Below are 26001 nucleotides of genomic sequence, written 5' to 3'. Positions count from 1 at the left end.
AACCACCCCCGACAACACCACCGACAACCAACACCCAAACCACCGAACCTGTGGATCAACCCCCAACTGGGGACAACGCCGAACTAGGCGTCTTCGAGCAGCTCCGGCGTGACCGCGGACTCGGTGTCGGGAATGCCGTCCTGCTTGGCCTTGCGGTCAGCCATCGACAGCAGCCGCCGGATGCGCCCCGCCACCGCGTCTTTGGTCATCGGCGGGTCAGCCAGCCGGCCCAATTCCTCCAGGGAGGCCTGCCGGTGCTCCACCCGCAGCTTGCCGGCCGAAGCCAGATGATCGGGCACGCTGTCACCGAGAATCGCCAGCGCACGTTCCACCCGCGCCGCCGCCGCCACGGCCGCCCGCGCGGAGCGGCGCAGGTTGGCGTCGTCGAAGTTGGCCAGCCGATTGGCGGTAGCCCGCACCTCCCGGCGGATTCGGCGTTCCTCCCAGATCAGCCGGGTGTCCTGGGCACCCATTCGGGTCAGCAGCGCTCCGATCGCCTCGCCGTCGCGTACCACCACCCGGTCTGCGCCACGCACCTCGCGGGCTTTGGCGCTGACCCCGAGGCGCCGTGCCGCGCCGACCAGCGCCAAGGCGGCCTCCGGACCCGGGCAGCCCACCTCCAGCGCCGACGAGCGGCCCGGCTCGGTAAGGGAACCGTGCGCCAAAAACGCGCCCCGCCAGGCAGCTTCGGCGTCAGCGACGCTGCCGCCCACCACCTGGGCAGGCAGGCCCCGCACCGGGCGGCCACGCAGATCCAGCAGTCCGGTCTGGCGGGCCAGCGCTTCACCGTCCTTCGTCACGCGCAGCACGTAGCGGGTGCTCTTGCGCATCCCACTGGCGCTCAGCACGTGCACGATCGCGTTGTAGCCGTATAGGTCGAAGATGTCCTTGCGCAGCCGCCGCGCGATAACCCCCAGGTCCACCTCGGCTTCGACCACAACCCGACCGGCCACGATGTGTAGTCCGCCGGCGAAGCGCAGCAGCGCCGCGACCTCGGCGCGGCGCGCACTCACCGAACTGACCACGAGACGGCTCAGCTCGTCCTTGACTTCGGCCGTCATCGCCACGACTTGTCACCTCCCGGCCCGAGCCCGCTCGGTCCACTCACGCCGGATTGCCGGCCCCCGCCCTCGGCATGCGTCACGACCGGTGTCGGAACAGACAACGTCGATGCGTCCATGTTCCGAACCCCGTCCAGCGCCGCCGCCAACTTTCCTGGGTCATGTAAAGGTGTACCAGGTCGGGCCACGTCCACGAACCGAACCTCGGCAGCGAACAACGTGGCGGCCCGCCGCAGCTGCTCGCGCTCGCGTTCGCTGGGCACCCGGCCTGCGTCGATGATGATGTGGTCCACGGTAAAACCGGGCGCATGTTGCGCCAGCACGTGCAGGTGGCGCTCCACCGAGAATCCCGCGGTCTCCCCCGGCTCGGCCACCAGGTTGAGCACCAGGGCGCGGCGGGCCGAGGTGTTCTGCAATGCCGCGGCCAGTCCCGGTACCAGCAGGTGCGGGATCACGCTGGTGAACCACGAGCCCGGGCCGAGCACCACCAGATCCGCGGCCATAATGGCGTCCACCGCTTGGCGGGTGGCCGGCGGGTCGCCCGGCATCAGCCGCACCCGGCGCACCTTTCCCGGGGTGGTTGCGATGGCCACCTGGCCCCGGATCAGCCGGAACAGTCGCGGGTCGGCTTCGAGGCCCGACACGTCGGCTTCGATCTGCAGCGCGATCGGGCACATCGGCAGCACCCGCCCCTTGACCCCCAGCATCCGGCCGAGCTCATCGAGCGCGGCGACCGGGTCGGCCAGCACCTCGTTGAGGCCGGCCAGCAGCAGATTGCCGATCGGATGCCCCGCCAGGGCGCCGGTGCCACCGAAGCGGTGCTGCAGGATGGTCGCCCAAAGTTGGCCCGTCGGGGTGTCGGCGGCCAGCGCCGCCAGTGCCATCCGCAGGTCTCCGGGCGGAATCACGTCGAGTTCACCGCGCAGCCGGCCCGACGAGCCGCCGTCGTCGGCAACGGTCACCACCGCGGTGACATGCGGAGTCAGCCGGCGGGCAGCCGACAGCGTCGCGTACAGTCCGTGCCCCCCACCGAGCGCAACGATGCTCGGATTGCCTTGTGCAGGCTCAACGCTCACTGGCGACGCTCCTCCTCATCGCTCCGCAATCTCGTTCCCCCGCAAGCGGGTGCCCCCACTGCACTCATTCGCGACCCACATCCCGGTGCAGCACCCGCACCGACAGCTCGTCGTTGTCGTCTTCGGCATCCAACAACCGTGCCAGCGCCTCGGCGATGGCCACACTGCGGTGCTTGCCGCCGGTGCACCCGATGGCCAGGGTCATGTACCGCTTTCCCTCGCGCCGATAGCCGCCGACCACCAGGGTCAGCAGTCGGTGGTAGCCGGCGAGGAACTCATCGGCGCCCGGTTGACTCAGCACGTAGTCGCGCACCGCCGGATGCTGCCCGGTGTGCGGGCGCAGTTCGTCTACCCAATGCGGGTTGGGCAGGAAGCGCACGTCCATGACCATGTCGGCGTCCATCGGCAGGCCGTACTTGAAACCGAAGGACTCCACGGTGATTGACGTGGGCGCGACGGCGGCGTCGCCGCCGAACATCTCCTCGATGCTCTCCCGCAGCTCGCGCACGCTGAGCACCGAGGTGTCGATCACCAGGTCGGCCACCGCACGCACCGGCGCCAGCATGATCCGCTCGGCCGCGATGCCCTCGATGAGGGTCTGCTTGCCCTGCAGCGGGTGGCTGCGGCGGTTGTGCTCGTAGCGCCGGATCAGCACGTCATCGCCGGCCTCCATGAACAGCACCCGCGGGTTGATGCCGCGGGTGGCCAGTTCGGTGCGCACCGAGTCCAGGTCGCCGGTGAAGCCGGCCGAGCGCACATCCATCACGACCGCCAGCTGGGTGATCCGGGAGCCCGCCGCCAGGCCCAGATCCACCATGCGGGTGATCAGGTCGGGGGGCAGGTTGTCGGCGACATACCAGCCCAAGTCCTCCAGCACCTTCGCCGCGGTGCCCCGCCCCGCGCCGGACAGTCCGGTCACCAGCACCACGTCGATGCCGGCACCCTCTCCGGGGCCGGCGACATCGCGTTCCCGCACGCCTTTTGATGATTCCGTAGTCATCCCGACATCCGTTGCTGTTCAGCGGCGCCCGCCGCGCCGTCGGCCCCCAGCGCCTCGAGGACGGCGGCGGCCGTCGCCGCGCCGATCCCCGGGATCGAGGTGAGCTCTTCGACGGTAGCCCGTTTCAGTCGTGCCACCGAACCGAAATGGGAGATCAGCACCTTGCGCCGATGCTCGCCCAACCCGGGCACCGCGTCCAGCACCGACTCGGTCATCCGTTTTGACCGTTTGCTTCGGTGGTAGGTGATGGCGAACCGGTGCGCCTCGTCCCGAATCCGCTGCAGAAGATAGAGCCCCTCGCTCTGCCGGGGCAGGATGATCGGGTCCGGCTCTGAGGGCACCCACACCTCCTCCAGACGTTTGGCCAGGCCTATGGTCGCCACGTCGGTGATGCCGAGCTCGGCCAGCACCGCGGCCGCGGCATTGACCTGCGGCGCGCCGCCGTCCACCACGTAGAGGTTGGGCGGATAGGCAAACTTCCGCGATTTTCCTTCGGGTGCAAGAACTTCGGCATCCAGATGTCGGCGGAACCGACGGCGCGTCACTTCGGCGATCGAGGCCACATCGTCGGAACGCCCGTCGCCGGCGGCCTCCCGGATCGCGAAATGGCGGTAGTCCGACTTGCGCGGCAAGCCGTCCTCGAACACCACCAGCGACCCGACGACATCCGTGCCCTGCACATGACTGATGTCAACGCATTCGATGCGCAGCGGGGCCTCGGAAAGGCCGAGGGACTCCTGAATATTCTGCAGCGCAGCCGATCTGGCGGTGAAATCACCCGCCCGCTTCATCTTGTGTTGCTGCAGCGCGTCTTTGGCATTGCGTTCGACCGTCTCGGCCAGTGTCCGCTTGTCGCCGCGCAGGGGCACCCGCAGCGAGACCCGCGAGCCCCGCAGCTCGCAAAGCCAGCTGGTCAGCTCGTCGGAGTTGGCCGGCAGGCACGGCACCAACACCTCGCGCGGCACCGGGTTGGTCGGCTCGTCGGCCGCGCCCTCCAATTCCGCCTGGTCCCCGTAGAACTGGGTGATGAACTGCTCCACCAGCTGGCCCAGGGAGCTGTCGGCATCGCCTGGGTCGCCGGGCTTTTCAACGATCCAGCCGCGTTGCCCGCGCACCCGTCCACCGCGCACGTGAAACACCTGAACCGCCGCTTCCAGCTCATCTTCGGCGAATGCCACCACGTCGGCGTCGGTCCCGTCGCCGAGCACCACGGCCTGCTTCTCCAGGGCGCGCTTCAGGGCGGCGACATCGTCGCGCAGGCGTGCGGCACGTTCGAAGTCCAGTTTGTCGGAGGCGGCCAGCATCTGCTGCTCGAGGCTGCGGACCAGCCGGTCGGTCTTGCCGGCCAGAAAGTCGCAGAAGTCGTCCACGATCCGCCGATGCTCTTCGGCGCTGACCCGCCCGACGCACGGCGCGGAGCATTTGCCGATGTAGCCGAGCAGGCAGGGCCGGCCGATCTGTTGGTGGCGCTTGAACACTCCCGACGAGCAGGTGCGGGCCGGGAAGACCCGCAGCAGCAGGTCCAGGGTCTCGCGGATCGCCCAGGCGTGGGAGTAGGGCCCGAAGTAGCGCACGCCCTTGCGGCGCGGCCCGCGGTAGACCATCAGCCGCGGATATTCCTCGTTGAGGGTGACCGCCAGCACGGGGTAGGTCTTGTCGTCGCGGTAGCGAACGTTGAACCGCGGGTCGAACTCTTTGATCCAGTTGTATTCCAGCTGCAGAGCCTCGACCTCGGTGTTGACCACCGTCCACTCCACGCCTGCCGCGGTCGTCACCATCTGGCGGGTCCGCGGGTGCAGGCCAGCGATGTCGGAGAAGTAGGACGTCAGCCGGGACCGCAGGCTTTTCGCCTTGCCCACGTAGATGACCCGGCCGTGCGGGTCGACGAACCGGTACACGCCGGGCGCGACGGGAATGGACCCGGGCGCCGGGCGATAGGTCGCGGGGTCTGGCACGTTATCCAGGCTAGCTAGGTCTGCGCGCTTCTAGGACGGGGGACGGTAGCGCGAGACCAGGGCGCGCAGCTCCCGCATGGCCTCGACAGCGTGCTCTTTGTCCGCGGACTGGATGGCGACCAGCGGAATGTATTCGTCGTCGGGCAGCTCCAGCCGGGCCCAGCGCTTGCCCGGCGGGAAGGTCACCCCGAGCACCTGCGACCACGGAATCAGCCGGTCTCCGAGCGCATTGCGTACCGACACCCCGGCCTCACCTGCGCGCACACGGGCCCGCGTCAACAGCAGCAGCGCACCGGCCACGATCAGGCCCAGCACGATGACGGCCACCCGGTCGTAGGTGCGGAAGATCACGCCGCTGGCCCGGATGGTCAGCAGCAGGCTCACCACGACGTGGATGGTCACGATCAGCGAGGCGACGACCCAGACGCCGTAGCGCATCATGCGCGGGCGCACCTGCAGATCCCAGTGCGGGGCCGGGGACGTCACGGTGCGGCGCGAAGCTCGCGCAGGGTCAGCGCCGTACTGAGCGCCGCGGCAGCTGCCTGAGCACCCTTGTCTTCGGTCGAACCGGGCAGTCCGGCGCGGTCCAGCGCCTGCTCCTCGTCGTTGACGGTGAGCACGCCGTTGGCCACCGGGGTCGCGGCGTCCAGCGACACCCGGGTCAGGCCCTGGGTCACCGCGTCACACACATAGTCGAAATGCGGCGTGGCGCCGCGGATCACGACGCCCAGAGCGACGACGGCGTCGTGGTTTCGGGCCACTTCCTGCGTCACCACGGGGATCTCGATCGCCCCGAGCACCCGCACCACGGTCGGCTCGGGGATGCCCGCTTCGGCGGCCACCCTGCGGGCCCCGGCCAGCAGGGCGTCACAGATCCGGGTGTGCCAGGTGCTGGCCACGATCGCCAGGCGCACATCAGAGGCGTCGAGTGCCGGCATGTCCGGCACTCCTGCGGCTGGACTCATTTAGAGCGCACCGCCGAATTCATCCAGGTGCGCGGAGGCGTCGAAGTCCTCCAGGCCGGTCAGTTCATGGCCCATCCGGTCACGCTTGGTCAGCAGGTAGCGGATGTTCTCGGAATTGGCGCGCACCGGCAACGGCACCCGCTCGATGACGTGCAGGCCGTAACCGTCCAGCCCGACACGCTTGGCCGGGTTGTTGGTGAGCAGTCGCATGGAACGAACGCCGAGGTCGGTCAGGATCTGCGCCCCGATCCCGTAGTCGCGGGCGTCGGCCGGCAGGCCCAGCTTGAGGTTGGCGTCGACGGTGTCGTCGCCGGCGTCCTGCAGTTGGTAGGCCTGCAGTTTGTGCAGCAGGCCGATGCCCCGGCCCTCGTGCCCACGCATGTAGAGCACCACGCCGCGGCCCTCCTGGGCGACCATCGCCAGCGCCGCGTCCAGTTGCGGACCGCAGTCGCAGCGCCGAGAGCCGAAGACATCGCCGGTCAGGCACTCCGAGTGCACGCGAACCAGCACGTCATCACCGTCGTTGTTCGGCCCGGCGATCTCGCCGCGCACCAGCGCGACATGCTCGACGTCCTCATAGATGCTGGTGTAGCCGACCGCCCGGAACTCGCCGTGGCGGGTCGGGATGCGTGCCTCGGCGACGCGCTCGATGTGCTTTTCGTGCTTGCGCCGCCACTCGATCATGTCGGCGATGGAGATCAGGGCCAGACCGTGCTCGTCGGCGAAGACCCGCAGCTCTTCGGTCTGGGCCATGGCGCCCTCGTCTTTTTGGCTGACGATCTCGCAGATCGCGCCGGCGGGCTGCAGACCCGCCATGCGGGCCAGGTCGACGGCGGCCTCGGTGTGGCCCGGCCGGCGCAGCACCCCGCCGTCCTTGGCGCGCAGCGGCACCACGTGGCCCGGGCGGGTGAAGTCGTCGGAGACACTGCCCGGATCGGCCAGCAGCCGCATGGTGGTGGCCCGGTCAGACGCCGAGATGCCGGTGCCGACGTTGTTCTTCGCGTCGACGGTGACGGTGTAGGCGGTGCCGTGCTTGTCCTGGTTCACCGCATACATCGGCAGCAGCCCCAGCCGGTCGCAGATGGCGCCGTCGAGGGGAACGCACAGGTAGCCGGAGGTGTAACGGACCATGAACGCCACCAGCTCGGGGGTGGCCTTCTCGGCGGCGAAGATCAGATCGCCCTCATTCTCGCGGTCTTCGTCGTCGATGACGACGACAGCCTTTCCGGCCGCGATGTCGGCAACCGCCCGCTCGACGGTGTCCAACTTCGTCATCTTCTGCCACCTTGATTTCACGATTGGGAAGCGCCGGGACGACGCAACCTGCCCGTCCAGTATGAACCACCCCGGAACGACGGTTCGCCTCGTGGACTCATTCCGTGGGCTTTGTCACCAGCCGCTCGACATATTTGGCAATCACGTCCACCTCAAGATTGACCACGGCGCCGACCGGTGCCCGGCCCAGGGTCGTCAGTTCCAGGGTGGTTGGAATCAGCGAGACTTCAAAGAATTCCTGGCCGCCTGGGTCGGTGCCGAGTCCCGACACCGTCAGTGAGGTGCCGTCGACGGTGATCGAGCCCTTCTCCACCACATAACGCGCCAGCGACGCCGGCAGCCCGATACGCACCACCTCCCAGTGCTGGCCTGGGGTGCGGGCCAACACCGGCCCGGTGCCGTCGACGTGGCCCTGCACGATGTGGCCACCCAGCCGGCTGCCCAGAGCAGCGGCGCGTTCCAGGTTCACCGGGCTGCCGACCTGCAACGATCCCAGGCTGGAGCGCTCCAGTGTCTCGCGCATCACATCGGCGCTGAAGCGCCCGCCGGGCTGCACATCGACAACGGTCAGGCACACGCCGTTGACGGCGATCGAGTCGCCGTGGCGGGCATCGGAGGTGACGGTGGGGCCCTGGATGACCAGGCGCGCAGCGTCGGCGAGGTCCTCACGGCCGACCAGCTCGCCCAGCTCCTCGACGATTCCGGTGAACATCACATCAGGCTAGCGATGGTCTCGGCGCGGCCTGACGGCCGTCGGCGCGGAAGCCGGCGCCGCGTCGCCGGCGAGGTCGACCGCCTCATCGCGGCGTGGCACCACTCCGATGCTGTCGGCGGTCAGGACCATTGCGCATTGGTCGCAGACCAGCTGCGGGACGAAGTCGTGCCCGCACCGACGGTGGATTTGCCGCAGGGCGGGTCCTTCCCCACCGGTGTAGTTGGTCTGCGCCCAGTGGATGGCGGTGGCGATCACCGGGTAGAAGGCCAGTCCTTTGGGGGTCAGGTGGTATTCGTTCCAATCCGCCCGCTTCGGGTGCGCCGCCGCCTGTAGGACACCGATCTCGCAGAACACTTTGAGCCGATGGGCGATCAGGGCGGCGGGCGCGTCGAGGCGAGTCTGGAAGTCGCTGAATCGCCGGGTGCCCATGAACGCCGCGCCGATGATGGCCGCCGACCACCGGTTGCCGAAGATTGCCATGGTCTGCGGGAACAGTCCCGCCTGGCCGGCGCCGGATCGCAGCCGTCGGCGGGTGGTGGCGCGCGGTACCGAGCGCTGCCAGCTGCCGCTCGGGCCCCAGCGCGCCTCGATGTCGGCGACTGCGGCCGCTGTCTGACAGTGGCCGCAGGTCAGGACGGGCGCGAAGTCCTGGCCGCAGGTTCGGTGCCGCATTCCGGGCAGGCCGTCGACGTGATCGTCGACCCAGGTCCGTTCCCACTGCCAGATCGACACCAGAACCGCCCACAGCTGCCGGCATTGCGGGGTCGCCAGGTAGCCGGCCCGCAGTGGCTGCTGCTGGTAGATCTGCCGCTGGAGCAGTCCGTCGCGCACCAGAGCCTGCAGGCGGGTGGTCAGCACCGCATTCGAGATCGGCAGGTGCGCGAAGTCGCTGAATCGGGTTGCCCCGAGCAGTGCTTCGCGGACCAGCAGCAGGGTCCATTCGTCGCCGAGCAGTGCGAGCATGCGCCCGATGGCATTGGCCTGGCCCGGGGCCAGTTCGAACGGCGAGCCCGGATCATCGGGGCCGCTCAGTTCGGGGACGTCGGTCATCGCGGGCCATGCCACTGGCGGAGTTCGGAACCGGCTACCCAGGTGGAATGGGTTCCGCTGCTGATCCGTTCCGGCAGTCGCAGCTTGCAGACCGGTCCGTCGCTGATCCGGGCCGCATCCAGCACCACGCAGTAGGAGGCGTCCTCGTTCATGTCGGTGGTCAGGGTGATCAGGTAGCCGTCGTCCTCACCGGTCGAGCCGACCCTGGGCGCCATCGGTGCCTCGCTGCCGAAAACCCCGTCGCCGAAACTGATGCGTTCCTCCGATCCGGTCTGCAGGTCGTGCTTGACCAGACCGTTGAACAGGAACCGGCCCGGCTCGCCGGTGGCGGCGTAGACGTAGCGGTAGTCGCGAGTCTGCTGCTCGGCGTTGATCATTCCGAATTCGGTGAAGTTGTCACTGAGCCGCTCCTCGGTGGCTTTACCGGTGGCGAGGTTGAAGCGCCAGCGGTGCAGTCGGGACTCGAAACCGTCCAGCGCCAGCCATCGAAACGCCGCCTCCTCCAGGGAGCGCGCTCCCTTGGCCGACGGTGACGGGTTGCTCTGGAAGAACCCGTCGAGCACGATCTCGTCACCGTCCTCGTAGGCGTTGGTGAAATGCAGGACGTAGGTCGGCTCGGTCTCGAACCACATCACCTTCGACAGGTCGCCGCGGCGTGGCACCACGGCGAAACGCGACGGGATGTCGCGGCTGAAATGCGGCACGTGCAGATCGCTCTTGAGCAGCTCGGGATTCCAGAACAACGGGAAGTCGTTGAGGATCACGTAATTCTCGGTGAACGCCATGTCATGCGGCAGCCTGGGGCCGGGCAACTCGACGTCGGTCAGGTGCAAGAGGTTGCCGTCTTTGTCGACCGCCCCGTATCGCAGGTATGGGGATTCCTTGCTGTAGCTGAAGAACAACAGCTCACCGGTGACGGGGTCCACCTTGGGATGCGCCGAGACCCCCCAGTCCGGGATCTGTCCCTGCCAGGTCTCCTTGCCCAGCGTCTCGGCGGTGTAGGGGTCCACCCGGTACAGATCGCCGCACATGTAGAAGCTGGTCAGCGCCACTCCCCGGTGCACGATCACGTCGGTGCTCGACGCATCCTTCATCCGCCGCCGCGCACCCCAGCCGTCGGTTCTGGTGGCATCCGACGGTGATTCGATGAACCCCGCCCACAGCGAGGCGCCGGCCTCGTTGTCGGCGTAGAACCCGTCGGTGCGCACGAACCGATTGCGGTAGTTGGCTTTTCCGTTGCGGAACTCGACCGCGTGGATCATTCCGTCCCCGTCGAAGGGGTGGTAGTGCTGGGCCGGCGGGTGCAGCGGATTCTCGGTGTTGCGCAGGTACACCCCGTCAAGGTCGTCGGGCACCTTGCCCTGCACGACCTCCAGATCATCGGCCCGCCACTCATTGCGCTGCGGGCGCCACGGTCCGGTGCGGTACGGGTGGTCGTCGTCCACCGGCAAGGTCGAGGTGAACGTCGTGACCAGTTCGGATCCCATGCTGCCTCCAACGCCAAGGTTCAATTGCCAGAGTGGCTCTGCTAACTGTATCATCGTCGCGATTTCGGGTCTCCGGCCGTCGCGGGAGGACACAGATGAACCAGGGCGTGTGGATCATCGGCGCGTACCAGAGCGATTTCGGCCGCAACCTTTCCCGCGAGGGGCGTGATTTCGCGGATCTGACCGCAGAGGTCACCGAGGCAACCCTGTCCAGTGCCGGGCTGTCCGGCGCCGAGGTCGACGTCGTCCACGTCGGCAACGCGTTCGGTGAACTGTTCGCCGGTCAGGGTCACCTCGGGGCGATGCCGGCCACCGTCGACCCGGCGCTGTGGGGCCTTCCGGCGTCCCGGCACGAAGCCGCCTGCGCCTCGGGAAGTGTGGCCACCCGGGGAGCGATCGCCGATCTTGCCGCGGGTTTTCACCAGGTGGCACTGGTGCTCGGATTGGAGCTGGAGCGCACCGTACCCAGCGACGTCGGCGCGGCACATCTGGGCGCGGCCGCCTGGGCCGGGCACGAGGGCGCCGACACCAAGAACATATGGGCCAGCGTGTTCTCGCAGGTCGCCGACGAATACGAGCGCCGTTACGGCCTTGACCACGCCCACCTGCAGGCCATCGCCACCACCAACCTGGGTAATGCCCGCCGCAACCCGAATGCCCAGACCCGCACCTGGACGGTGCCCGATCTCACCGAGGCCGCCGACGACACGGTCAATCCGATTGTCGAGGGCCGGTTGCGGCGATACGACTGCAGCCAACTCACCGACGGCGGCGCCGGCCTCGTCCTGGTCAGCGACCAGTACCTGCGAGACCATCCCCGGCTGCGTCCACTGGCCCGCATCGAAGGGTGGGGACACCGCACCGTCGGGCTCGGCCTGCGCCAGAAACTCCAGCGCGACAACGAATCTCCCTACGTCATGCCGCATGTGCGGCAGACCGTTGCGGAGGCATTCGACCGCGCCCGAGTGACGCTCGACGATGTCGACGGCTTCGAGGTGCATGACTGCTTCACCCCCAGCGAATATCTGGCGATCGACCACATCGGCCTCACCGAGCCCGGGCAGTCGTGGAAAGCCATCGAGAACGACGACATCGCCATCGGGGGGCGTCTGCCGATCAACCCCAGCGGCGGGCTGATCGGAGGAGGACATCCGGTCGGGGCCACCGGCGTGCGCATGCTCGTCGATGCGGCCAAGCAGGTCAGCGACAACGCCGGCGACTACCAGATCCCCGGCGCGCGCCGATTCGGAACCCTCAACATCGGCGGCAGCACCGCCACCACGATGAGCTTCGTCGTGGGCGCGCCACCGCGCGGGTAAGCCGGGCGATGACGTCGCCGTTCGCGCCGAGAAAGACTCACGGTGATGTCTATGCTGCTCCGCCCCGATCAGGCGGCGTCTATACGATGTCCCCCATGCGCAGACTTCTCATCGCCCTGGCCACCATGACCACTGCAGCGGCGCTGGTCGTCGGCTGTTCGTCCAAAGACTCCGGCGGACCGCTGCCGGACGCGGCAACTCTGGTCAAGGAATCGGCCACCACCACCGCCAACCTGCGCAGCGCGCACCTGGCACTGTCGGTGACGGGCCAGATCAAGAACCTGCCGGTCAAGACCCTCGAGGGTGATCTGACCACCCAGCCGGCCACCGCGGCCAAGGGCAGCGCGACGATCATGATGCTGGGCTCGGACGTCGACGCCAAGTTCGTCGTGATCGACGGCGACCTGTACGCGGCGATCACCGGCGACGACTACGACAACTTCGGCTCCGCCGACAAGATCTACGACGTAGCCGCAATCCTGAGCCCGGAGAAGGGCTTGGCCAACCTGCTGGACAAGCTGACCGACGCCAAGTCCGAAGGCCGCGACACCATCAACGGCGAAAAGGCCGTCCGGATCACCGGCAACGTGCCCGCCGACGACGTGAACGCCCTGGCGCCGCAGCTGAAGGCGACCGCGCCGACCCCGGCCACGGTGTGGATCTCCGAGGAGGGCGAGCACCAGCTGGTTCAGGCTCAGCTCGACCCCAGCGCGGGCAACGCCATTCAGATGACCCTGTCGAACTGGAACGCGCCGGTCACTATTGAGAAGCCGGCGGGAGCGTAATGCGGGTCAATCGCCGACTCGCGATCAGCGCCGGCAGCCTCGCCGTCCTGCTCGGGGCCCTCGACACCTATGTCGTGGTCACGATCATGCGCGACATCATGGCTCCGCAGCCGGCGGGCGTCGGTATCCCGATCAACAAGGTCCAGCAGCTGACCCCGGTCATCACCTGCTACCTGCTCGGCTACATCGCGGCGATGCCACTGCTGGGCCGGGCGTCCGACCGGTTCGGACGCAAACTGCTGCTGCAGGTCAGCCTGACCACGTTCGCCATCGGTTCGGTGGTGACGGCGTTGTCGATGGACCTGCAGACCTTGGTGATCGGACGCACCATCCAGGGTGTGGCCAGCGGTGCGCTACTGCCGGTGACCCTGGCGCTGGGCGCTGACCTGTGGTCGCAGCGTAATCGTGCGGGTGTGCTCGGCGGGATCGGCGCCGCCCAGGAGCTGGGCAGTGTGTTGGGCCCGCTGTACGGCATTTTCATCGTGTGGGCGCTGCGGGACTGGCGCGATGTGTTCTGGATCAATGTCCCGCTGACCGCACTGGCGATGCTGATGATCCACTTCAGCCTGCCGTCACGCTCGGAGCCGCAGGACGGCGCCCCGCCCGAACGCGTCGACGTCGTCGGCGGACTGCTGTTGGCGGTGGCATTGGGGCTGGCGGTGTTCGGTCTCTACAACCCCGAACCCAGCGCGAAGCAGGCCCTGCCCGATTGGGGGCTGCCGGTGTTGGGCGGAGCCCTGGTGGCCCTGGTGGCGTTCGCGGTGTGGGAACGGTTCGCCCGCACCAAGCTGATCGACCCGACCGGGGCGCGATTCGGTCCGTTCCTGGCGGCCCTGGGGTCCTCCGTGTGCGCCGGCGCGGCCCTGATGGTGACTTTGGTCGACGTCGAACTGTTCGGGCAGGGCGTGCTGGGGATGACCCAGAACGAGGCCGCCGGGCTGTTGCTGCGGTTCCTGATCGCACTGCCGATCGGCGCGCTGGTCGGCGGCTGGATCGCAACCCGCACCGGGGACCGGGTGGTGGCGTTCGTCGGTCTGCTGATCGCAGCCGGTGGCTATCTGCTGATCTCGAAATGGCCGGTGGACCTGCTCGATTACGACCACCACATCTTGGGACTGTTCTCGGTGCCCGCCTTGGACACCGACCAGATGCTGGCCGGTTTCGGTTTGGGTCTGGTCATCGGCCCGCTGACCTCGGCGGTGATGCGGGCGGTGCCGCCGCGCGAGCACGGCATCGCCGCGTCCAGCGTGGTGGTGGCTCGGATGACCGGGATGCTGGTCGGGATGGCAGCACTGTCCGCCTGGGGTCTGTACCGGTTCAACCAGATCCTGGCCGAACTGCCCCGGGCGACCGGCGAGACTCTGGTGGAGAAGATGCTCAACAAGGCCGCCAACTCCAAGGTGGCGTTCGCCATGATGTACGGCGAGATCTTCGGCATCACCGCCCTGGTGTGTGTGGTGGGCGCCGTGCTCGGGCTGTTCATCGGCAGCAACAAGGTGTCCGCCGAGGACCCGGAGGCATCCGAGCCGGAGGCCGCGCTCTCGCACTGAGCCGCTAGTGCGGCACCAGACTCAGCAGCAGGTCGGGGCCGATCTGCTCCATGGTGTCGAATCGCCAGCGCAGGGCCCGGGCGATGTTGGGTACCCCGACGTCGTCGACGGCCGTGACCGGTCCGCCCAGCAGGATCGGCGCCACATAGGCCAGGATGCGGTCGATCGCCCCGGCTCGCAGGAATGCCCCGGCCAACGTGGGGCCGCCCTCGAGCAGCACATCGGTGCGGTCTGCCAGCGCGCGCAGCACCTCGGCCGGGTCGTGGGTGCGGATCACCATGGTGCGTGAATCGTCGTTGAGCACGTGCGCGTCCGCGGAGATCTCCCGCCGGCCCACCACAACCCGCAGCGGCTGACGGTCGGCCAGGCTGCCGTCGGGCAGCCGGGCGGTCAGCGTGGGGTCGTCGACGAGCACGGTGCCGGTGCCGACCACGATGGCGTCGGCTGCTGCCCGTCGGCGGTGCAGGTCGGCGCGAGCCGCCTCGCTGGTGATCCACTGGCTGGAACCGTCGGCGGCCGCGCTGCGACCGTCGATGCTGGTGGCGTATTTCCAGGTGACGTGCGGGCGGCCGGTGCGTTGCTTGTGCAGCCACTCCCGCAGGGGCCCACTACTCACGGCCGCGGCCTGCACCCCGGCGATCACCTGCACGCCCGCATCGGCCAGTCGCGCTGCCCCGCCCCCCGCGTCCGGATTGGGGTCGTCGACGGCGTAGACCACCCGCGCCACCCCGGCGGCCAGCAGGGCATCCACACACGGCGGGGTCCGGCCGTGGTGATTACACGGCTCGAGTGTGACGACCGCCGTGCCGCCGACACTGAGCTCACCGGCCCGGCGCAGCGCCACCACCTCGGCGTGTGCGTCGCCGGCCGGTCGGGTCCCCCCGACTCCGGCGACCCGACCGTCGCGATCCAGAATGACGGCGCCCACCGGCGGATTGGGGTAGGTGTTGCCCTTGACCCGCTGCGCCTGTTCGATCGCCAACAGCATCGCGGCGTCGTGGTCGACGGCGTGCTCGCCGTCGCCGTGGGTGCTCATGCGCGCAAGTGCGGTGACGCCGCCAGCGCCTGGCGGCGCAGTGACTCAACGGCGGCGCCCGGGTCCGCGGCGCTGTAGACCGCTGAGCCGGCGACGAAGCAGTCGACGCCGGCGGCGGCGGCCTGTTCGACTGTGTCGGCGTTGATGCCGCCGTCGATCTCCACCAGGATGCTCAACTCCCCGGCATCGACCAGCTTGCGCACGGTGCGCACCTTGCTGAGCACCTCGGGGATGAAGGACTGCCCGCCGAAACCGGGCTCCACCGACATCACCAGCAGGGTGTCGAAGTTTCGCAGGATCTCCAGGTAGGGGTCCAGCGGCGTGCCGGGCTTGATGCTCAGACCGGCTTTGGCGCCCGCCGCCCGGATGTCACGGGCCACCGCGACCGGGTCGTCGGTGGCCTCGGCGTGGAAGGTCACGTTGTGCGCGCCGGCCTCGGCATACGGGGGCGCCCAGCGCCCCGGGTCCTCGATCATCAGATGGCAGTCCATCGGGATGTCGGTGGCCGCCAGCAGGCTCTGCACCACCGGCAGACCGAGAGTCAGGTTCGGAACGAAGTGGGCGTCCATCACATCGACGTGCAGCCAATCGGCGCCCTTGACGGCGGCGGCCTCATCGGCGAGGCGGGCGAAATCGGCCGACAGGATCGACGGCGCGATCATGGCTCGTGACATGGGCTCAGATTACTTGTAGCGCCGCAGCGAACATGGCGTCGGTCCCGTGCCGGTGCGGCCACAGCTGAACGTGCGGTCCGGCGCCGAGGTCGTCCACCGGCGCGAACAGCTCCCGGGTGTCCAACGCACGCACCGAATGCCGGCGCAGCGCGTCGGCCACCACGCCGACCGTTTCGGCCAGGTGCGGCGAGCAGGTCGCGTACAGCACCACTCCCCCCGGCCGGGTCAGTCCGATCGCCGCGCCCAGCAGCTCACGCTGCAGTTTGGCCAGCACCGGAATGTCGGCGGGCCGGCGGCGCCACCGGGCTTCGGGCCGCCGGCGCAGGGCGCCCAGGCCGGTGCACGGCGCGTCGACCAACACTCGGTCGAAGCCCGGCTCAAGGCCCGAGTCGCGGCCGTCGGCGGTCAGCACCTGCACACCCAGACCGCGGGTGTTCTCGGCGACCAGCGCTGCCCGGTGCGGGGCCTGTTCCACCGCAGTCACCCGCGCCCCGGTCTGCGCACCCAGGGCGGCCAACAGCGCGGTCTTTCCGCCCGGCCCGGCACACAGGTCCAGCCAACGGCCGGTGTCACCGTCGACCGGAGCCAACGCCAGGGCGCGGGCCACCAGCTGGCTGCCCTCGTCTTGGACCAGAGCCTGGCCGGTGCGCACGGCGTCGAGCTGGCCGGGGTCACCGCCAGGCAGGTAGACGGCGTAGGGCGAATACCGTCCGACTTCGCCGCCCACCGCGGCGGCCAACTCGGCTGCGGTCACCGCCCCCGGCCGGGCGGCGAGATGCACCCGGGGCCGCTCGTCGTCGCCGGCCAGCACCGCATCCAGTTCACCCGCATCGGCCCCCAGGGCGTCGGCGAACGCCTGCGCGATCCAGCGCGGGTGGGCCCGGACGAAGGCGGCATGGCCGATCGGGTCGGTGTCGGCGTTCGGCGCCAGTTCCGCGGTCCACGACTGCTCGTCACGGGCGCTGATGGTGCGCAGCACGCCGTTGACGAAACCCCCTCGTGCGGAATCGAATTCGATGACCGCCTGATCCACCGTGGTCGACACTGCGGCGTGCGGCTCAACCCGGGTGCGAAGCAGCTGGTAGCTGCCCAGACGCAGCAGATCCAGCAGCACCGGGTGGATCGTCTCGGGTTCGCGCTGCGCCGCCGCGCCGATGATGGCGTCGAGCAGCCCACGGACCCGGCAGGTGCCATAGGTCAGCTCGGTGGCGAAGGCGGCGTCGCGGCCGGCGATTCCGCGTTCGGCCAGCAACGCCGGCAGGGCCAGGTTGGCGTAGGCATCGCGCTGCGAAACCGCCTGCAGCACATCGAATGCGGCGCGTCGAGCCGGGTCCAGAGGTTTGCGGCGGGGTTTGCGGGCGCCATCTTGGGGACGCTGCGGCCGACGGCGGCCGTGCTGCGGTCCGGTCATGAGGCCCGCACGCTCGCGTCAAGCCGGGCACCGCGCGCCCAGTCGGCCGCATCCATGAATTTCTTTCCCGGCGGCTGGATCTGGCCCAACCGCACCGGCACTGATCCGGTGCCGACCCACACGTGTCGCCGGTCGACGCGAATGTCGCCGGGCGACAGCCCTTCTGGTCCATCATCGGCCAGGCCGACGAGACCGACTCTGACTCGCAGGTCGCCGATCATGGTCCAGGAACCCGGATTCGGGGTGACGGCGCGGATCCGCCGCTCGATCACCGCGGCCGGCAAATCCCAGCGCACTCTCGCGTCGTCGACGCTGATCTTCGGTGCATAGCTGACCCCGTCAAGCGGCTGCGGCACCGCGTGCAGCGCTCCGTCGGCGATGCCGTCAAGGGTCGCCGCCAGCAGTTCGGCACCCGAGACGGCGAGTCGCGCCAACAGTTCACCGGCGGTGTCATCGGGCCGGATGGTTTCGGTCGTGACCCCGTAGACGGGCCCCGCGTCCAGTTCCGGCTCGATGCGAAAGGTGGTCGCGCCGGTCACCTCGTCGCCGGCGGCGATCGCCGCCTGCACCGGAGCCGCGCCCCGCCAGGCCGGCAGCAGAGAAAAGTGCAGGTTGACCCAGCCGTGGGGCGGCACCGCCAGCAAGGCGTCGCGCAACAATGCCCCGTAGGCGACCACCGGGCAGCATTCGGGAGCAATTTCGGCCAGCTCGGCGACCGCTTCGGGCGCATTGGGCTGGGCCGGCCGCAGCACCGGAATGCCATGGTCGAGGGCCAGTTGGGCCACCGGGGACGGTTGCGGAGTCCCCCGCCGCCCGGATGCGGCATCCGGTCGGGTCAGTACCGCCGCCACGTCGTGGCGCGGCGAATCGATCAGCCGTTGCAACGACGGCAACGCGGTGTCCGGGGTGCCGGCGAAGACAATGCGCACCGGGACAGTTTAGGGAAGACGCGGCCGCCCGATCGCGGCACGCCACAGCTCCGCAGCCTCCCGCGCGCAGTCATCGAGGGGTTGCGCCGTGTCGATGCGATGCGCGGTGTCCCACGCGAAGTCTTGAGCGGCCAGCGCCTGCGCGATCTGGGGTGTGGCGTCGGAGTTCCCCGGGGCTCTGCTTCGGACGCGCTCTGCGGCGACCTCGACCGGGACCACGCACTGGATCTCGGTGAACGCCGCGTGCGTATCGGCGGCGATGCGACGGGCCCGGGCGCGGACCTGCGCATCGCGCCAGGTTCCGTCGAGAATCACCGACTGACCGCCGGCCAGACAGCGCCCCGCGCGATGCAGGATTGCCTGGTAGACGGCAGCGACATTGGCCGGTGCGTACAGCCCGGTGCCCAGGGAGCCGGCTTCTCCGCTCAACTGCCCCGACTCGTGCAGCTCTTTGCGTACGTCGTCGGTGGACAGCACCACCGCCCCGACCTGTTCGGCGAGCTTTCGGGCCATCGTCGACTTGCCGGTTCCGGGTCCGCCACCGACCAGCGCCAGCCGAACGGCGCCACGCTCGAGGTGGCTCACGGCGATGGCCAGGTGGCGTGCCGCGGCGGCGTCGGCCCCCGACTTGCCCTGGGTCATCGCCACGCAGTCGACCTTGGCCCGCACGGTGGCGCGGTAGGCGATATAGAACGCCCGTAGTGACGCAGGGGCGGTATCGCCGGAGTAGTCGGCGTAGCGGTCCAGGAAGTAGTCGCCGAGATCCTTGCGGCCGAGGAATTCCAGATCCATGGCCAGGAAGGCGGCGTCGTCGATGCGGTCGACGAACCGCAACTCGTCACTGAACTCCAGGCAGTCCAGCAGCACCGGCCGGTTGTCCGTCCAAAAGATGTCGTCGGCAAGCAGGTCGGCGTGACCATCGACGATGCAGCCTTCGTCGATCCGCTGAGCGAACAGATCCGTCCGGCCGGCCAGATACGCCGCGGCAAGGTCCTCAACGCGACGCACCGACTCCGCGGGCACGGTGTCGGGGTGGCGGTGCAGGGTCGGGAAGTTGTCGAACCACCGGCGGTGTATCGCCTCTGCCCCACCCTGCAGGCTGATTTCCGGGCCGCGTTCGGCTCGGGCGTGGAAGTCGGCCAGGACCCGCGCGATGCCGTCGAGCACGTCGTCGACGGGCGCGCCACGCTTGACCAGCGAGGCCAGCCGCTCATCATCGTGATAGCGCCGCATCACGATGATCGGTTCGGGTTTGTCTGCGGAAGGCCCACTGAGATGGGCGATTCCGAAATAGCTGTCGGGAGCAAGGCGGCTGTTGAGGCGGACTTCGCGCCGGCACGCCTCTTCGCGCTGCTCGACCGTGCGGAAGTCCAGGAAGTCGGTCTGCAGCGGCTTCTTGGCCTTGTAGGCCCGATCGCCGGCCAAGATCACCACGCCGGAGTGCGTCTCGTGGGCCGCGACGTAGGGCGCCGCGTTCGGCGAACCCGCGTCGCCGCGTGTCGTGAACTCCATGGCGTCCAGTGTCAACCGCCGGGGGCGGTCAATGGACTATCCCCGGCATTGCGCCGTGTCATTGCGGGGCGGGACGGACGACGATCACCGGAATCCCCGCCGCCTGAACCACCGTGGAACTGACTGAACCCAAGAGCTGACTGGTGAATCCGCCGCGGCCGCGACTGCCGACCACCACCAGTTGAGCCTGCTCGGCTGCCTGGACCAGCCAGCGGGCCGGGTGGTCGCGGACCACTCGGCGCTCGACGGCGACATCGGGATACTGCTCCTGGTAGCCGGCCAGGCGTTCCGCGAGGATCTCCTGGCCCTGGACTTCGTAGTCATGCCGGTCCACGGTGAGCAGGGGCATGACTCCCACGTCGCTCCAGGCATGTATTGCCACCAGCGGCACTCCGCGACGCGAGGCTTCGTCGAAGGCCAGCGCCGTGGCTCGCTCCGAGGTGGGCGAACCGTCGATGCCCACCACCACGGGCGCATCTGACGCGGTGGCCCGATCGTTACGAATGACCGCGACCGGTCCCTGTGCGTGGTGAATCAGGCTGGTGCTCACCGAGCCCAGCAGGAGGCGGCCGATCGCGCCCAATCCGGTCGAGCCGACGACGGTCAGCCAGTACTTCTTGGTGGCGTCGATCAACGTCGAGTTCAGCTGGGCGTAGACCATCTCGGTGCTCACTTCGGGCGCCGCGGCGTCGCCCCGGCTGGCGTCGACCACATTGCGGGCCCCCGCCAGAATTTTGGTCGCCTCGTCGGCCTGCCAACTGGGTAACCCTTCGGTCGCCGGCCCCGGGGGCCAGCCGGTCTCCAGGGGCGTCACCACATGCATCAAAGTGATCGGCAGCCCACGCATGATCGCCTCATGGGTCGCCCAGGCCACCGCCGCGTCGGATTCAGGCGACCCGTCGACGCCCACCACGATTCCGGGCGTCGTCCTGACTTGTGACATCGCATTCCTCCAACCCTGTTGATCGGCCGGCCAGCCGACTTACCTTTGAAATTACCGCGGTCCGGGACGATTCGCAGGGGCCGTTGGACCTCATTGTGAGTATTCGGCAGCCATCGCATTGGTCTACTAACCGATGTGCAGCGGGTCGATCTGGACCCGCACCGGGTGGTTCGAGCCGCGCGCACTGAGCACCGCGACCCCGTGGCGCAGCGCCGAGGCCAACGGCAGGCCGTGGTCGCGGCCCACCCGAACCAGCATCCGGATCACGTCGCGCTCATCGGGGACACCGGGTGGGCGCCGCACTCCCGGCGGCAGCGGCACCGGCCCCAGCAGGTCGGCGCCGTCGGGCAGCCGCGCCTGCTCGAGCAGCGTCGTCACCGACTCCGGATCACCATCGAGGGCCGCCATATGCACCGCGGGCGGCAGCCCCACTTCGGATCGGGTGGTCAACTCGGCGTCGGCGTGGCCGATCGGATCCCACCGGATCAGGGCCTGCACGGTGGGGATCGACGATTCGGCGACCACCGTCACCAGCCCGCCGGACGCATGGTCGCGCACCAGGGCCGCGGCGCCCATCCAGCGCCGCAGGGTGTCCTCGGCGGCGCGAAGATCCTGGCGGCCCAGCAGCGCCCAGCTGTCCAACAGCAACGCCGCCCCGTAACCGTGCGGGGCCCGGGGCTCGGCGCCGGGAGTGGCGATCACCAACGCTGCGCCGTCCGCGATGTGGTCGACGATGGTGTCACCGGCGGAGGTGATGACCGGGGTGCCCGGAAACGCGCGGCCGAGTTCTTCGGCGGTGCGCCGGGCGCCGATGACCACCGCGCGAACGGCGTCCGAACCGCAGCGTGCGCACCGCAGGGCCGGGTCGACCCGGCCGCACCAGCGGCACAGTGCGGCTCCCCCGCGCTCGGGCAGCGACAGCGGGCCGGTGCAGTGCCGGCAGCGGGCAATCGTGCGGCAGCGACCACAGGCCAGCGACGGCACATAGCCACGTCGCGGCACCTGCACCAGTACCGGCGCCCCGGCGGCCAGTGCACTGCGTGCGCTCTGCAACGCGACCGTCGGCAGCCGAGCGCTGCGGGCCGCGGCGTCGCGCTCCTCGGCATATCCGGTGTCGTCCAGCGCGACCACCCGTGGTGCGGCCGCCCGCACCACGGTCCGGGGGGCCACCACGTCATGCGCCCACCCACTGCCCACCAGCGCGTGCGCCTCGGCGGTGCGGCCGAAGCCCCCGATCAGAGCGGCGCAGCCCGCCAGGTGTGCCCGCAGCATCGCCACATCGCGGGCATGCGGGTAAGGGGCCCGGGGCTCCGCAAGCGAATCGTCGCCGTCGTCCCACACCATCACCAGACCCAGATCGGCCAGTGGGGCGAACACCGCGCTGCGGGTGCCGATCACCAGCCGCGCCCCGCCGCGCAGCACCGACAGCCAGCGCCGGTACCGGGTGGCCGGGCCCAACCCCGCGGACAGCGCCACCACCGCCGACTCGCCGATTCGAGCCGTCGCGGCGCCATGCAGTGCATCGACGTCTCGCTGATCGGGCACGATCGCCAGGGCGGTGCGGCCGGCGCGGATTGTCTGGGCCGCGGCGTCGACGAACCGGTCGGTCCAGGAATCCCCCGGCAGCACCTGCCATACCGCGCGTGCGGCCCGGCCTTCGCCCAGCGCGGTCAAAAACGATCCGCCCGCCCCGTACCGCTGCCAGCCGGCGGGATCGACCGGGGCGATCACGGGCGCATCCGGTGGCGTCGTCACTTCGCGTTCGACCCGGGCGTGCCGTGGGGGGATCGCCAGCCGCAGCACGTCGGCCCGGCTGCCTGCGTAGCGGGCGGCCACCGCCTCCACCAGGCGGCGGACCTCGCCGGTGAGCACCGGCTCAGCCGAGACCACCCGCTCCAGCCGGCCCAGCCGGCCGACATGGTCGGTGTCGGCGCGACGCTCCCAGACGAAGGCGTCCACCAGTCGGCCGTGAAATCGGACGCGTACCCGCGCTCCGGGCCGGGCGTCCTCGGCCTGCTCCGGCGTGACGAGATAGTCGAACTCGCGGTCCAGGTGAGGCACCGACAACATCGGCAGCACCCGAGCGATGGGCTCGCTCGGGTCGCCGGATGCGCCCGGTTCGTCGGGTCCGCGCTCGACACTCACCACGCAGGTCTAGCAGACGCAGCCGACCGCGACCGACGGCGGATCACAGGCCCGGCGGGCTGTGTATCGGCGGGCACGTCCCCAGCCGGACTGAATTACGTTGCTGCGGTATGCCCGAACAGCGCGGAGCCCACGCGGTCGCGGTACGAGGCGACGAGGCGGACCTCGCGGCGCGGTTGCGCAGTGCGGCGTGCGCCGATCACGTCCTGGCCGGTGCGGTGCGCGACGCCGCCACGCACGCCCGCGCGGGCCGCCGCCGCCTCGACGCCATCCACGCCGAGATCCGCGTGGCCGACCCTTGGGCGCCGGTGTTGGGCACCCCGGCGGGCGCCCGCCAGTTCCAGCTGTTCCTGGCCGCCAAGGCTCGAGAGATCAGCCGGGTGGTCGCCGATGCCGGTGCCGACAATCGCTTTCAGACGGCGCGACTGTTCTCGACCGGTGTCGGTTATGGCATGCCCGCTCGGGTACGCGACCGGATCAACCGCCAGGCCCTGGCCGACGACCTTCGCCGGGTGGAGACCGCGACCTCGGCGATCAGCGCCGCCGACATGGTGCGCTACGAGAACGCGTTACGGGTCCGCGAGGGACTCGCGGTCAGTGACGGCGCAGAGGTTCTGCTGCTCACCTATGAACCGGCGGCATTCGGCGGACGGGGTCGGGCCGCGATCGCGATCGGCGACCCCGACACCGCTGACAACACCACCGTGCTGGTACCGGGTGCACACAGCAGCGTCCGCGACGGCTACCTGTCGCATCCGGACGGGCGCAATGTCTATCGCGAGGTGGCGCGGGCTGATCCGGAGCGCACCAATTCCGTTGTCGTGTGGATGGGTTATCGAGCGCCGGACAGTCTGGCCGATCCGGCGGTGGCCCAACCTGCCGCGGCCCGGGCCGGGGGCCGACTGCTGGCCGCCGACGTCGAGTCCCTGGTGGCATCGCACATCGGTGCCTCGCACATCACCGTGATCGGCCACTCCTACGGGTCGACGACGGTGGCCGACGCGGCCGCCTCGGCGGGGTTGCGCGCCGACGACGTGGTGCTGGTGGGTTCACCGGGAACCGATTTGGCCCGCAGCGCCAACGACTTTCACCTGCCGGCGGGCGGACATGTGTATGTGGGGGCCGCATCCTTTGATCCGATCACCGGTTTCGCGGGGCAACCGCAACTTTCGCTGCCCGGCAGCTCGGCGCCGATCGGGCTGGGTGTCGACCCCGCCGCCGACGGGTACGGGTCCACCCGGTTCAAAGCCGAGACCAGGTGGCCGATGAGGGGCCACAGCTCCTACTTCGATCCCGGCGGCGAGTCCCTGTTCAGCATCGGTGACATCGCTTCAGGCCACGGCGATGCATTGGCGAACCACCACATGACGGCCCTGCACCGGCGTGCACTGCCCGCCTTCGATCCGGAACGACTGCGGCCCGGAACCGGAAATCACCGGCATTGACCGGCCCGGGGGGCAGCTCAGGCCGAGGCGGCCTCGTCGGCGCCGGCGGATCGGCCGAAGAAGAACCCGGCGGTGATCAGCAGCTGCGCCGCCGCATAGGCCCACCAGATCGGCACCTCCAGCAGTTCATTGCCCACCACGAACTGACTGGCTCCGATCATGGCGTCCGACACCGCGAAGCACACCGCACCGATCGCGGTCCAGGGCGTGGGCAGCTTCGCCAGCATGGCGACGCACACCATGGCACCGAGCACCCCGACGTAGACGGTGACCGGGATCGTCAAGCCCTCGCGGACCATTCCGGGCCAGAACCACACCAACAGCACCAGGCAGCTCCCGACGACCAGCGCAGGCCCGATCAGGCGCCGCCGCGTCACCACGGCCAGCGGCAGCAGAGCGCCCAAGTAGCACAGGTGTGCCACCAGGAATGCGGAAAGACCCGCGACGAAGGACGGTTCCCACCACGGGATCGCCAACAACCAGTCGCCGGTGGCCGAGAAGATCAGGGCCGGGATCAGCCATCGCGCCTCCCGCAGGATCGGGTGGGTGGCCGCGGCGAAGGCCAGGAGCACCGCCATCGCCGACTTGAAGGCCGGCTGTCCGATCCACTGCCCGGTCAGCGCCTCTCCCGGCCCTGAGTGCAACGCCACCACCGTCAGGAAAATGCCGTAAGCCACTCCCAGCCAACCGGCAGCTGCCCAGCCGGTGAAGACCCGTCTGGTTGCGTACGGTGTTTGTATGCCAGCCATCGACCCCATAGTGCTGAAGGTACTGGATGCCATTCCGTTCCAACTGACACTGGACGACGGTGCCGAGGCGGCGCGTCGCGCCATGCGCAATCTTCCGCGCCGCCCGGTGCACCCGGAGCTGCCCAGCGAAGACCGGGTGATCGAGGGTCCGGGCGGCGACCTGCCGATCCGTATCTACCGCCCGGCGGGCACCGAATCCGGCCCGGCGCCGGTAGTGGTGTTCTTTCACGGCGGCGGCTTCATCGCCGGCGACCTCGACACCCACGACGGCACCGCCCGCATGCATGCCGCCGAGGCGGGCGCGGTGGTGGTGTCGGTGGACTACCGACTGGCCCCGGAGCATCTGTTCCCGGCCGCTGTCGACGACGCCCTGGCAGCCACGCAGTGGGTGTCGGCGCACGCCGCCGAACTGGGGGTGGATCCGGCCAGGCTGGCCGTCGCCGGGGATTCGGCCGGCGGAAACCTGGCGGCGGTGGTGGCCCAGCTGGCCCGCGACAACGGTGGACCGGCGATCGCCTTCCAGCTGCTGTGGTACCCGGCCACCACCTACGACGGCACCCTGCCGTCGTTCACCGAGAACGCCCACGCACCGATCATCGACAGCGCCGCGATCGCCGCGCTGACGCGCGCGTACGTCGGGGACCTGGATCTGAGCAACCCGCCGCCCATGCTGGCCCCGGCCCGGGCCGAGAATCTGGCCGGCCTGCCCCCGGCATACATCGCGGTCGCCGGCCACGATCCGCTGCGCGACGACGGCATCCGTTACGGCGAGTTGCTGGCCGCCGCCGGGGTGCCGGTGCAGGTGCACAACGCCGAGACACTGATTCACGGTTATCTGGGCTACGCGGGAGTGATCCCGGTGGCCACCGACGCCGCCGATCGCGGGCTGGCCGCACTGCGGGCTGCCCTGGCGTGATGC

23 protein-coding genes are annotated in these 26001 nt (G+C 69.5%); 5 read left to right on the top strand and 18 right to left on the bottom strand.

Annotated elements, in window-relative coordinates; all coding sequences use genetic code 11:
- Positions 1 to 83: 83 nt before the first annotated feature.
- The 10 genes from whiA to AWC18_RS05485 all read right to left on the bottom strand — a co-directional run bounded on the left by whiA (position 84) and on the right by AWC18_RS05485 (position 10584).
- Positions 84 to 1067 carry a DNA-binding protein WhiA gene (gene whiA, locus AWC18_RS05530; protein WP_064996588.1) on the bottom strand — a complete coding sequence of 328 codons (984 nt, stop codon included), beginning with the start codon at positions 1065 to 1067 and terminating at the stop codon, positions 84 to 86.
- A complete protein-coding gene (gene yvcK / locus AWC18_RS05525) occupies positions 1058 to 2104 on the bottom strand; it encodes a uridine diphosphate-N-acetylglucosamine-binding protein YvcK (protein ID WP_165607183.1) in 1047 nt (348 codons plus the stop codon). The genes whiA and yvcK overlap by 10 nt, the downstream gene beginning before the upstream one ends.
- Positions 2105 to 2201: 97 nt before the next feature.
- Positions 2202 to 3137 (bottom strand): RNase adapter RapZ, encoded by a 936-nt coding sequence (gene rapZ, locus AWC18_RS05520; protein ID WP_064996590.1) that lies wholly within the window; start codon positions 3135 to 3137, stop codon positions 2202 to 2204.
- Positions 3134 to 5092 carry an excinuclease ABC subunit UvrC gene (gene uvrC / locus AWC18_RS05515; RefSeq protein WP_085138033.1) on the bottom strand — a complete coding sequence of 653 codons (1959 nt, stop codon included), beginning with the start codon at positions 5090 to 5092 and terminating at the stop codon, positions 3134 to 3136. The genes rapZ and uvrC overlap by 4 nt, the downstream gene beginning before the upstream one ends.
- 30 nt (positions 5093 to 5122) lie before the next feature.
- The gene (locus tag AWC18_RS05510) at positions 5123 to 5578 is read right to left on the bottom strand and encodes a PH domain-containing protein (protein WP_064996592.1); all 456 of its coding nucleotides are present in this window, start codon (positions 5576 to 5578) and stop codon (positions 5123 to 5125) included.
- Entirely contained in the window at positions 5575 to 6057 is a 483-nt protein-coding gene (gene ribH / locus AWC18_RS05505) for a 6,7-dimethyl-8-ribityllumazine synthase (RefSeq protein WP_064996593.1), read from the bottom strand. The genes AWC18_RS05510 and ribH overlap by 4 nt, the downstream gene beginning before the upstream one ends.
- Entirely contained in the window at positions 6058 to 7332 is a 1275-nt protein-coding gene (locus tag AWC18_RS05500; RefSeq protein ID WP_064996594.1) for a bifunctional 3,4-dihydroxy-2-butanone-4-phosphate synthase/GTP cyclohydrolase II, read from the bottom strand.
- Between the two features lie 97 nt (positions 7333 to 7429).
- A complete protein-coding gene (locus AWC18_RS05495; RefSeq protein WP_085138032.1) occupies positions 7430 to 8044 on the bottom strand; it encodes a riboflavin synthase in 615 nt (204 codons plus the stop codon).
- A 9-nt stretch (positions 8045 to 8053) separates the two neighbouring features.
- The gene (locus AWC18_RS05490) at positions 8054 to 9097 is read right to left on the bottom strand and encodes a winged helix-turn-helix transcriptional regulator (RefSeq protein WP_085138031.1); all 1044 of its coding nucleotides are present in this window, start codon (positions 9095 to 9097) and stop codon (positions 8054 to 8056) included.
- Complete coding sequence (locus tag AWC18_RS05485; protein ID WP_085138030.1) at positions 9094 to 10584, bottom strand: carotenoid oxygenase family protein; 1491 nt, start codon at positions 10582 to 10584, stop codon at positions 9094 to 9096. The genes AWC18_RS05490 and AWC18_RS05485 overlap by 4 nt, the downstream gene beginning before the upstream one ends.
- A 95-nt stretch (positions 10585 to 10679) precedes the next feature.
- On the opposite strand from AWC18_RS05485, the gene AWC18_RS05480 reads away from it, so the two are divergent.
- From AWC18_RS05480 to AWC18_RS05470, 3 genes are all read left to right on the top strand, one after another.
- Positions 10680 to 11903, top strand: a complete 1224-nt coding sequence (locus AWC18_RS05480; RefSeq protein ID WP_085138029.1) for an acetyl-CoA acetyltransferase — start codon at positions 10680 to 10682, stop codon at positions 11901 to 11903.
- Between the two features lie 86 nt (positions 11904 to 11989).
- A complete protein-coding gene (locus AWC18_RS05475; protein WP_064996981.1) occupies positions 11990 to 12688 on the top strand; it encodes an LppX_LprAFG lipoprotein in 699 nt (232 codons plus the stop codon).
- Positions 12688 to 14238, top strand: coding sequence for an MFS transporter (locus AWC18_RS05470; RefSeq protein ID WP_064996980.1), 1551 nt, complete (start codon positions 12688 to 12690; stop codon positions 14236 to 14238). Before AWC18_RS05475 ends, AWC18_RS05470 begins: the two co-directional genes overlap by 1 nt.
- A 4-nt stretch (positions 14239 to 14242) precedes the next feature.
- On the opposite strand, the gene ribD is transcribed toward AWC18_RS05470, so the two are convergent.
- From ribD to AWC18_RS05435, 7 genes are all read right to left on the bottom strand, one after another.
- The gene (gene ribD / locus AWC18_RS05465) at positions 14243 to 15274 is read right to left on the bottom strand and encodes a bifunctional diaminohydroxyphosphoribosylaminopyrimidine deaminase/5-amino-6-(5-phosphoribosylamino)uracil reductase RibD (protein ID WP_064996979.1); all 1032 of its coding nucleotides are present in this window, start codon (positions 15272 to 15274) and stop codon (positions 14243 to 14245) included.
- Positions 15271 to 15948, bottom strand: a complete 678-nt coding sequence (gene rpe, locus AWC18_RS05460) for a ribulose-phosphate 3-epimerase (RefSeq protein ID WP_064996978.1) — start codon at positions 15946 to 15948, stop codon at positions 15271 to 15273. The genes ribD and rpe overlap by 4 nt, the downstream gene beginning before the upstream one ends.
- Positions 15949 to 15952: 4 nt before the next feature.
- On the bottom strand, positions 15953 to 17359 hold the full coding sequence (locus AWC18_RS05455; protein WP_064996977.1) for an RsmB/NOP family class I SAM-dependent RNA methyltransferase: 1407 nt from the start codon (positions 17357 to 17359) through the stop codon (positions 15953 to 15955).
- Complete coding sequence (gene fmt / locus AWC18_RS05450) at positions 17356 to 18288, bottom strand: methionyl-tRNA formyltransferase (RefSeq protein WP_085138028.1); 933 nt, start codon at positions 18286 to 18288, stop codon at positions 17356 to 17358. The genes AWC18_RS05455 and fmt overlap by 4 nt, the downstream gene beginning before the upstream one ends.
- A gap of 9 nt (positions 18289 to 18297) precedes the next feature.
- Positions 18298 to 19800, bottom strand: a complete 1503-nt coding sequence (locus tag AWC18_RS05445) for a bifunctional aminoglycoside phosphotransferase/ATP-binding protein (protein ID WP_085138027.1) — start codon at positions 19798 to 19800, stop codon at positions 18298 to 18300.
- 58 nt (positions 19801 to 19858) lie between these two features.
- The gene (locus tag AWC18_RS05440) at positions 19859 to 20743 is read right to left on the bottom strand and encodes a universal stress protein (protein WP_085138026.1); all 885 of its coding nucleotides are present in this window, start codon (positions 20741 to 20743) and stop codon (positions 19859 to 19861) included.
- A 126-nt stretch (positions 20744 to 20869) separates the two neighbouring features.
- Entirely contained in the window at positions 20870 to 22813 is a 1944-nt protein-coding gene (locus tag AWC18_RS05435) for a primosomal protein N' (RefSeq protein WP_085138037.1), read from the bottom strand.
- Positions 22814 to 22998: 185 nt separating this feature from the next.
- On the opposite strand from AWC18_RS05435, the gene AWC18_RS05430 reads away from it, so the two are divergent.
- Complete coding sequence (locus AWC18_RS05430; protein WP_085138025.1) at positions 22999 to 24333, top strand: alpha/beta hydrolase; 1335 nt, start codon at positions 22999 to 23001, stop codon at positions 24331 to 24333.
- Between the two features lie 17 nt (positions 24334 to 24350).
- Here AWC18_RS05430 and AWC18_RS05425 read toward each other — a convergent pair whose 3' ends face one another.
- On the bottom strand, positions 24351 to 25091 hold the full coding sequence (locus AWC18_RS05425; RefSeq protein ID WP_085138024.1) for a lysoplasmalogenase: 741 nt from the start codon (positions 25089 to 25091) through the stop codon (positions 24351 to 24353).
- On the opposite strand from AWC18_RS05425, the gene AWC18_RS05420 reads away from it, so the two are divergent.
- Positions 25072 to 25998, top strand: a complete 927-nt coding sequence (locus AWC18_RS05420) for an alpha/beta hydrolase (protein WP_085138023.1) — start codon at positions 25072 to 25074, stop codon at positions 25996 to 25998. The genes AWC18_RS05425 and AWC18_RS05420 overlap by 20 nt on opposite strands.
- Positions 25999 to 26001 lie beyond the last annotated feature (3 nt).

The sequence above is a fragment of the Mycolicibacter nonchromogenicus genome, assembly GCF_002101775.1.
Lineage (GTDB): Bacteria > Actinomycetota > Actinomycetes > Mycobacteriales > Mycobacteriaceae > Mycobacterium > Mycobacterium nonchromogenicum.
Note: the sequence above shows the minus strand (reverse complement) of the source record. Positions and strands in the feature narration are given on the sequence as shown.

Excerpts from the sequence above, each read along its gene's own strand:
- rapZ (WP_064996590.1), bottom strand. The coding sequence starts at position 3,137 with ATGACTACGGAATCATCAAAAGGCGTGCGGGAACGCGATGTCGCCGGC.
- ribH (WP_064996593.1), bottom strand. The coding sequence starts at position 6,057 with ATGAGTCCAGCCGCAGGAGTGCCGGACATGCCGGCACTCGACGCCTCT.
- AWC18_RS05500 (WP_064996594.1), bottom strand. The coding sequence starts at position 7,332 with ATGACGAAGTTGGACACCGTCGAGCGGGCGGTTGCCGACATCGCGGCC.
- AWC18_RS05495 (WP_085138032.1), bottom strand. The coding sequence starts at position 8,044 with ATGTTCACCGGAATCGTCGAGGAGCTGGGCGAGCTGGTCGGCCGTGAG.
- AWC18_RS05490 (WP_085138031.1), bottom strand. The coding sequence starts at position 9,097 with ATGACCGACGTCCCCGAACTGAGCGGCCCCGATGATCCGGGCTCGCCG.
- AWC18_RS05485 (WP_085138030.1), bottom strand. The coding sequence starts at position 10,584 with ATGGGATCCGAACTGGTCACGACGTTCACCTCGACCTTGCCGGTGGAC.
- AWC18_RS05480 (WP_085138029.1), top strand. The coding sequence starts at position 10,680 with ATGAACCAGGGCGTGTGGATCATCGGCGCGTACCAGAGCGATTTCGGC.
- AWC18_RS05475 (WP_064996981.1), top strand. The coding sequence starts at position 11,990 with ATGTCCCCCATGCGCAGACTTCTCATCGCCCTGGCCACCATGACCACT.
- AWC18_RS05470 (WP_064996980.1), top strand. The coding sequence starts at position 12,688 with ATGCGGGTCAATCGCCGACTCGCGATCAGCGCCGGCAGCCTCGCCGTC.
- ribD (WP_064996979.1), bottom strand. The coding sequence starts at position 15,274 with ATGAGCACCCACGGCGACGGCGAGCACGCCGTCGACCACGACGCCGCG.
- rpe (WP_064996978.1), bottom strand. The coding sequence starts at position 15,948 with ATGTCACGAGCCATGATCGCGCCGTCGATCCTGTCGGCCGATTTCGCC.
- AWC18_RS05455 (WP_064996977.1), bottom strand. The coding sequence starts at position 17,359 with ATGACCGGACCGCAGCACGGCCGCCGTCGGCCGCAGCGTCCCCAAGAT.
- AWC18_RS05445 (WP_085138027.1), bottom strand. The coding sequence starts at position 19,800 with ATGGAGTTCACGACACGCGGCGACGCGGGTTCGCCGAACGCGGCGCCC.
- AWC18_RS05440 (WP_085138026.1), bottom strand. The coding sequence starts at position 20,743 with ATGTCACAAGTCAGGACGACGCCCGGAATCGTGGTGGGCGTCGACGGG.
- AWC18_RS05435 (WP_085138037.1), bottom strand. The coding sequence starts at position 22,813 with ATGTTGTCGGTGCCTCACCTGGACCGCGAGTTCGACTATCTCGTCACG.
- AWC18_RS05430 (WP_085138025.1), top strand. The coding sequence starts at position 22,999 with ATGCCCGAACAGCGCGGAGCCCACGCGGTCGCGGTACGAGGCGACGAG.
- AWC18_RS05420 (WP_085138023.1), top strand. The coding sequence starts at position 25,072 with ATGCCAGCCATCGACCCCATAGTGCTGAAGGTACTGGATGCCATTCCG.
- AWC18_RS05425 (WP_085138024.1), bottom strand. The coding sequence starts at position 25,091 with ATGGGGTCGATGGCTGGCATACAAACACCGTACGCAACCAGACGGGTC.